Source organism: Trichloromonas sp. (assembly GCF_041583255.1).
Lineage (GTDB): Bacteria > Desulfobacterota > Desulfuromonadia > Desulfuromonadales > Trichloromonadaceae > Trichloromonas.
On the sequence record NZ_JBFHGD010000231.1, the window covers coordinates 1 to 4,887 of the forward strand.

The 4,887-nt window shown below is 56.7% G+C and carries 6 protein-coding genes; 2 read left to right on the plus strand and 4 right to left on the minus strand.

What is annotated here, in order from left to right:
- Nucleotides 1-105: 105 nt before the first annotated feature.
- Together ABYV89_RS14510 and ABYV89_RS14515 are read right to left on the minus strand one after the other, a co-directional pair.
- The gene (locus ABYV89_RS14510) at nucleotides 106-558 is read right to left on the minus strand and encodes a chemotaxis protein CheW (RefSeq protein WP_432823651.1); all 453 of its coding nucleotides are present in this window, start codon (nucleotides 556-558) and stop codon (nucleotides 106-108) included.
- A 124-nt stretch (nucleotides 559-682) separates the two neighbouring features.
- Nucleotides 683-1,717 carry a deoxyguanosinetriphosphate triphosphohydrolase gene (locus tag ABYV89_RS14515; RefSeq protein ID WP_432823656.1) on the minus strand — a complete coding sequence of 345 codons (1,035 nt, stop codon included), beginning with the start codon at nucleotides 1,715-1,717 and terminating at the stop codon, nucleotides 683-685.
- Nucleotides 1,718-2,008: 291 nt separating this feature from the next.
- On the opposite strand from ABYV89_RS14515, the gene ABYV89_RS14520 reads away from it, so the two are divergent.
- On the plus strand, nucleotides 2,009-2,452 hold the full coding sequence (locus ABYV89_RS14520; protein WP_432823652.1) for a MucR family transcriptional regulator: 444 nt from the start codon (nucleotides 2,009-2,011) through the stop codon (nucleotides 2,450-2,452).
- Between the two features lie 78 nt (nucleotides 2,453-2,530).
- On the opposite strand, the gene ABYV89_RS14525 is transcribed toward ABYV89_RS14520, so the two are convergent.
- Nucleotides 2,531-2,917 carry a DUF2914 domain-containing protein gene (locus ABYV89_RS14525; protein ID WP_432823653.1) on the minus strand — a complete coding sequence of 129 codons (387 nt, stop codon included), beginning with the start codon at nucleotides 2,915-2,917 and terminating at the stop codon, nucleotides 2,531-2,533.
- Between the two features lie 168 nt (nucleotides 2,918-3,085).
- Between ABYV89_RS14525 and ABYV89_RS14530 the strand changes: the two genes are divergently transcribed.
- Entirely contained in the window at nucleotides 3,086-3,832 is a 747-nt protein-coding gene (locus tag ABYV89_RS14530) for a PilZ domain-containing protein (protein WP_432823654.1), read from the plus strand.
- 27 nt (nucleotides 3,833-3,859) lie between these two features.
- On the opposite strand, the gene ABYV89_RS14535 is transcribed toward ABYV89_RS14530, so the two are convergent.
- A partial coding sequence (locus ABYV89_RS14535) for a phosphopentomutase (protein WP_432823655.1) occupies nucleotides 3,860-4,887 on the minus strand: 1,028 nt, incomplete at its 5' end.

Here is a 4,887-nt window from a genome sequence, read left to right on the forward strand (position 1 = left end):
AGGGCAAAGAGAACAGCCGCGGTGCCGGCAGGATAATCAGTATTTCTTCAACGGCCAAGGCATAGACCCGCCCATGCAGAAGAAAGAGCGCGACCTGCGACCTGATCATGCCTGGCACCAGAACTGTTCGAGCCAGAGCGCCTCACAGCGAACCAGAGGCTCCTCGCGCCAAAACTCAAGCGCGTTGTAGGGCCTGGGCCCGGGGAGCATGAACAGCATGGGCGTATGACAAGCAGAAAAATCTGCGATGGGATAAATCCCCTCGATCCGGCTGACCGGCACCGCCCAGTATCCGGATTCACCGATCAGTACCAGCAGAGTCAACAGTTCGTCAGCAACCGTGTCTGACGAAATCCGCAGCAGCCCCCTGAGGTCGACGACGGGAATCTGCTGGCCTCGATAAGCCAGCGTCCCCAGAATATAGGAGCCGCGGCTATTTCCATCACCAGCGCGCAGAGCACCTTGCTCCTCGCGAATTTCAACCAGGTCGTCGACCGAGAGGGAAAAACCGGAACCTCCCAGACGGAACACCAGATTCATTCCGGCCGAACGGGACATACCCTCTCCTGAGGTGAAACGCCTTGAGGCAATGAGCAAGACTTCCCAAATTGGCTAAAAAGCTACCATAGCGGATCCAACACTGTCAAGTATTTCAACAGGAAAATTCAATAGGTTAGCCCATTTAGAAGATCTTCCAGGGCTGCGGAAGAAAAAGCCGGTGATATAAATTAATCGCATAGCGGTCAGTCATTCCGGCAATAAAATCGACGACCGAAACATCCAGGCTGTCACCAGCAAGCCTGCGTCCACCGTGAGCGACCAGAGCCTTTTCGTTTTCCGCAAAAAAAACGTAGAGTTCCCGAAGAACCCGGGAGGCTTTTTCAAAGTCATCGTGAACGGTCCTGACCTGGTAGACATGCCTGAACAACCAGTCCCTGAGATTGACGATCGCTTCAGCAACCGATTCGGAGAGACCAATCGTCCCTCCCTCGACAACCAGAGAATTTTCGATCATGTCCGTAACCATGGTGCCAATCCGGCAAGCGTGGGAATCCCCCAGCACATCGGTGATCGATACGGGGATCTGGCTGTCCCGCAAGAATCCGGCACGCAACGCATCGTCCAGATCGTGGCTGACATAGGCGATAATATCTGCCAGCCGGACGATTCGTCCTTCAAGCGTCGCTGCCAATACCGCAGGGTCATCACTGAGAATGGGCCCCTGCCCCTTTGAATGCTTGAGGATACCATCCCTGACCTCAAAGGTCAGGTTCAAACCGGCTCCTTCCTTTTCAAGCACATCGACCACCCGCAGACTCTGGCGGACGTGGTGAAAACCACCGGGAACCAGTTCGTTGAGCACCCGCTCCCCGGCATGCCCAAAGGGGGTGTGGCCGAGATCATGGCCGAGCGCTATGGCTTCGGTCAGATCCTCATTCAGGGCCAGTGCTCTGGCCACCGTTCGGGCAATCTGTGAAACTTCCAGGGTATGGGTCAGGCGGGTTCGATAGTGGTCCCCTTCGGGGGAAAGAAAGACCTGGGTTTTGTGCTTGAGTCGGCGAAACGATTTGCAGTGCAGGATCCGGTCGCGGTCATGCTGAAACATTGTCCGCACCGGACAGGGAGACTCCGGGATCTGCCGACCGGCGGTTTGTTCACTGCGACAGGCATGAACCGAAAGGATCTGTTGCTCACGCTGTTCGAGTTGATGTCGGATAATCACCTGGCTAAAACCTTTATCAAACCATTAAGAACAATTTTATCGGCAAGCTGAATTGCCTAAAAGTAATAACAGAATCTGAAAAATAATTCAATCATCGGACAGGCCTCGAACAGGGTCATTGCCTGACATGACCTTAAAAAACGATGTAAACAATATAAAAGAGCATTTAAATCTGTAGTTGTGGGTTTTCATGTAAGTTTTACTTGATTTTAAACAGAATTATTGTATTAGTTATTGAGTTATCACATCAGATATTTTTTCTGCCAATTCCACAAGGAGGAAAACATGGCAACTCTACTCGAAATGGCTGCAGAAATTGTTGCCGCTCATGCATCTACCACCAGCATGACCAAGGAAGAACTGGTCGCGGAACTGGTAGAACTCCACCAGGCGCTTTCAGCTCTCGAAAAAGGAGAGACGGTAACCTCTGAATCGACTGAAGCCGGTGAAGAAGCAGCTGCAATGCCTGCTATTTCACGCAAAAAAGCATTCGGCAAAGACAAGATCACCTGCATGATCTGCGGCAAAGGAATGAAAACCCTGGCCCGCCACCTGAAAACGGCTCACGGGCTCAAGCCTTCCGAATACCGCAAGCAGTTTGACATCCCCCGCACCCAGCCGCTGGCTGCACGCAACTACTCGGAAAGCCGTCGCCAGATGGCGGTCGACCGTGGCCTGGGAGACAATCTCGCCAAAGCTCGCGCAGCCCGGGGCAAAAAGAAGAAATAACAAGCTACCGTTCGCAAACACCGCCACAGAAAAAGCGCCTCCAGGGGCGCCTTTTCTGTGATGTGCGAATGAAACTGCTCAAAGAAGGGTGAACGGGATGGTCTGCAGCAGGACGCCTTCATCATCGATCACCTCTACCCGCCAGTCACCAGCCCAGCCGGGAAGCAGACTCTTGGATGACCAGGTCCGCCAGTCCGCAGAACGAACCGACAGTTCGATACGGGCCATCTCCTGTTCGCCCCGATACCAGACGTGAAACACCCGGGTACCCTCAGCGGCCCCGACAATATGGGTAAAACAGAAGAGCCTTCCCGAGGCTGCGGGATAACTTTGCACCGCATCAACCGGTAACCGGTCACTGATCTGGGTCGTAATGAGTCCTTCGGCCACTGCCATGGCCCCTGCCTGCGCAGGAACACATACCATCACGCAAAGAACCAGCAAGGCCAGAACAAGATGCTTCATAACAGTTTTTCTCCTTTGCGGCTTGAGTAAAAAGACGGAATCATGTATTAAATTATAAACAAACTGGGTCATGGGAAAATCCACAGATGGCATTGCCAGGCATGCCTGGCAATGCGGTTACCACGGTTGCACTGAAGCCCGCCCAACCTTCACGATAAAGGCCCTGCCATGAAACGTCTACTGCTCGGGGACAGCCGGAAATCGCTCCTGGCTACGGTCGAAGCGATCCTTAAGCACTGGGGCTACCGGGTGCTGGCATCATCCCGCCCTGAACAGGTCAGGATCCTGCTGCAGGAGACCTCTCCAGACCTGCTGATCCTTGGCGCCGGGATGCTGGCCGAACCGGACCAGGCGATCCTCAAGGCCGCAGAAAAACTGGCGGCTACCGGTACCTGCCCCCTAATCGTATTGCAGGAAGACGATGTGGAGGACATGGTATCCGAGCCCCACGATCAGCTGAACGTCCCCCTCGAACTCTTTTCCCTGTTCGAACTGGTGCAGCGCCACATGGAACGCTTTCCCCGCAAGAACCTGCGCCTGACCGTCAAACTGCCGGGCATGTTCTCCCGCGGCAGCAATACGTATCTCGCCGAGGTGCTCAGCCTGAGTATCCAGGGACTGATGATCAAAACCAGCTTCCGCATGGAGAAGGACGACCCGTTGACGGTCTGCATCCCTCTGGTCGGCATGAGCAAAGAGCTCGAACTCGAAGGCCGGGTGCTCTACAACGTTCACCCGGGGCCGGAGAACAACTACATGCAGGGAGCCGGCATCGGCTTCGTCAACCTGACCCCGGAAACCGGCCAGGCCCTCGAAGAATTCATCAAGAAACGTTTTTTTGGCGACGTCACTTCCGAAGACGCTCCGCAAGGGGTCTCGCCCGAACAGCTCATTCAAACCAGAAAAAAGAGCTGACCCGGCTCAGCGGCGGCTCTGACCCGATTAAAGGGCGGCGAAAAAGCTCTCCCCTGCTCCCGGCGCCAGTCCGAACCCTTCGGCGATGGTCGCCGCCACGTCGGCAAAAGAGCACCGCCGTCCCAGTTCAGCCCCCGCCCCCATCCCTGGAGACCAGGCCAGCAGCGGCACGTACTCCCGGCTATGATCAGTCCCCGGGGTCGTCGGGTCGCAGCCGTGATCGGCCGTAATGATCACAAGATCACCGGACGACACAGCGGCCAGCAGGTCCGGCAGCCAGCGATCGAATTCTTCCAGCGCCGCCCCGAAACCGCGAGCATCGAGGCGATGACCGAACAGCATGTCGAAATCGACCAGGTTGGTAAAAATAAGGCCCTGGTCAACCCGGGCGAGCGCCTGCAGGGTTTTCGCCATGCCGTCGCTATTGCTGCTGCTGTAGGCATGGTCGCTGATGCCGCGGCCGGCAAAAATATCTTTGATTTTCCCGATCCCGTAGACACACACCCCGGCGGCGACCAGGGCATCAAGGACGGTCGGCGCGGTCGGCGGCAAAGAGAAGTCGTGCCGCCGGGAAGTGCGCCGGTAGTCATCGACGCCATTGCCGACAAAGGGCCGGGCAATCACCCGACCGACCCGGTAGGGATCGAGAATCCGTCTGGCGACGCGGCAGATTTCATAAAGCCGCTCAACCGGAACTATTTCCTCGTGTGCGGCGATCTGAAAGACCGAATCCGCGCTGGTGTAGACGATCGGGCGGCCGCTGCGGACATGCTCCTCCCCCAGCATCCGGAGGATGTCGGTGCCGCTGGCGGCGATGTTGCCGAGCGGCGCAACCCCCGTCTCCCGGGTAAATGCCTCGATGACCTCCGCCGGAAATCCCTGCGGGTAGGTCGGCAGCGGCTGCGGCTCAACAATCCCGGCGAGTTCCCAGTGCCCGGTGGTGGTGTCCTTACCGGCCGAACGCTCCGCCATCCGCCCCCAGGCGGCCTGGGCAACGGCCACCGGTCGCACCCCGGGAAGCGGCAGAATATTACCCAGCCCCATACGCTCAAGCG

What these genes read in the sequence shown, in the direction of transcription:
- ABYV89_RS14510 (WP_432823651.1), bottom strand. Translation starts at nt 558, where the DNA reads ATGTCCCGTTCGGCCGGAATGAATCTGGTGTTCCGTCTGGGAGGTTCC.
- ABYV89_RS14525 (WP_432823653.1), bottom strand. Translation starts at nt 2,917, where the DNA reads ATGAAGCATCTTGTTCTGGCCTTGCTGGTTCTTTGCGTGATGGTATGT.
- ABYV89_RS14520 (WP_432823652.1), top strand. Translation starts at nt 2,009, where the DNA reads ATGGCAACTCTACTCGAAATGGCTGCAGAAATTGTTGCCGCTCATGCA.
- ABYV89_RS14530 (WP_432823654.1), top strand. Translation starts at nt 3,086, where the DNA reads ATGAAACGTCTACTGCTCGGGGACAGCCGGAAATCGCTCCTGGCTACG.